Raw genomic sequence first — 2,049 nt, 5'->3', positions numbered from 1 at the left:
CCAGGGCCGCACCGGAGGACACCGTCGTCCCTGCGCCGGCAGTGCCGAGTGCCGCAGCGTTCTTCGCCTCCAGCGTACCCGCGCTCACCGTAGTGGAACCCGTGTATGTGTTGCTACCGCTCAGGGCAAAGGTGCCGCTGCCGGTCTTACCGAGATCGCCGGCGCCCGAAATCACGCCCGACAGTTCAGTCGAGGTGCCGTCCCCGCCGACGGTCAACGTGCCTGAATTTAAAGACACGTTGCCGGCGCCGGCGATGGAGCCTATCGCCTCATCGGTCCATGCGGTGAAAGTTGCACCTGACGCCACCGACACCGCCGTAGTGTCGGCCAGAGCGCCGCCCACTCGGTTGGCTGTCAACATCCCGGCCGCGACCGAGGTGGAACCGGTATAGGTGTTGTTTCCGGTCAACATTAGCGTGCCGGAACCGGTTTTAGTCAGACCGTTGCCGCTACCGGAGATCACACCGGAAAAGTTGGTGCTGGTGTTGTCGCCGCCTACCGTTAGCCTGTAACCCAAAACCACGTTGCCGGCCCCGGCCAGCGAACCTATGGTTTCGTTCCCGCCGCCCAAAGTCATGGTCGCGCCACTGTCCACAGTCACAGCACTGCTATCGCCAATGCTGCTGCCGCCTATCAGTGTCAAACCGCCGGCCGACACGGTGACTGCGCCGGCGTGCGTGTTGGCGCCGGTCAGTGTCAACGTCCCGGCTCCAGCTTTGGTCAGCGTGCTCGATCCTGACAGCACGCCCGATAGAGTAACGGCGTTGGCATTGGTGATGGTGGCGTCGGCGTTTATTGCAATGGCGTTGCCGACGGTTGCGGTGCCGGTGATCGTCAGGTTGGCTTCCAGCGCCACTGCGCCGCTTCCCAGGTTGGCGCCGCTAGCCACCGATATGCCCGCTCCCCGGACGGTCGTACCGCCGGAATAATCGTTGGTGCCTGACAGCGTCAACAGCTGACCGCCGGTCTTGGTCAGCGATCCGGTTCCGGTAATGTTGCCCGACAGCGTGCCGGCACCATTGGTGACACTGACAGTACCGTTGCCGGCCCCCAGCACGATGGCGTTGTCGATATTCCCCGCATTATTGAGGTTGAGCGTGCCGCCGTTCAGCGTCACGGCCCCGCCAAGCAAGCGGCTGTCCGAGGCCACCGACAGTGTGCCGGCTGTCACCGCCAAGGTGGCAGCGGCGCTGGAGTTCCCGGTATTGCTCAATGTCAGCGAGCCGGCCCCAGCCTTAGTCATCGCCGCCGACCCGCTGATTTGCCCCGACAAAGTCGCGGCGTTGGCGTTGGTAATGGTGGCGTCGTTCGCCAGCGTGATCGCGTTGGCATAGGTGTCGCCGCTGCCGGAGATAGTCAGGCTACCGCCGTTCAACGTCAGAGTGCCGCCGATCATCGTCGTAGCGGCGCCCACCGAAAGCGTGCCGCCGGTCACTGTCAGTGCCGTAGTGGTGGCGGCGGAGTTCGACGTGCTTGATAAGGTCAACGTGCCGGCCCCGCTCTTGGTCAGGGTCGTACCCGCGCCGCTGATGGCGCCAGGCAATGTAACGGCGGCGCTGTTGTCTAATGTGGCGTTACCCGATAACGCGACGGCGTTGTCGATGGTAGTCGCACCGGTAACCACAAGCGTCGTGCCGCCGGCCAAGGTCACAGTGCCGGAGCCGAGGTTGCCGTCGGTCGCCAAGCTCAATGTGCCCGCGGAAACCGAGGTATTGTTGTAAGAGTTGCTTCCCGACAGGATCAAAGTACCGGCACCGGCTTTAGTAATATTGAAGCCGCCGCCGATATTCCCGCTAAGAGTCAGTTGGTCGGACGTAACGCCCATAAACGCAGCGCCGGTCAGCGTCATGTTGCCGGACAGGATGTTGGTGCCACTGACGTTGTAAATCGCTCCGGCGCTGGATATGCCGGTCCCCGCCGCCGACACCGCTTCTGCCACCGTGACGCCGCCCTGTAGGCCCAACGAGGCGCCGCTAGCAACCGTTGTCGAACCGGCAGCGGTCCCCAGCGCATTGTTGTGCGCTGCCACCAGCGTCCCGGTGTTGACCG

General features: G+C 63.7%; 1 protein-coding gene. It reads right to left on the bottom strand.

The genetic code is table 11. The annotated features are described in order from the left end of the window. The coding region (locus tag NP589_RS21440) for a beta strand repeat-containing protein (RefSeq protein ID WP_256608791.1) at positions 1–2,049 on the bottom strand (2,049 nt) is incomplete at both ends.

Source organism: Methylomonas rosea, from assembly GCF_024505055.1.
GTDB lineage: Bacteria > Pseudomonadota > Gammaproteobacteria > Methylococcales > Methylomonadaceae > Methylomonas > Methylomonas rosea.
The sequence above is the reverse complement of the archived record's forward strand: the minus strand, read 5'-3'. Positions and strand labels throughout refer to the sequence as shown.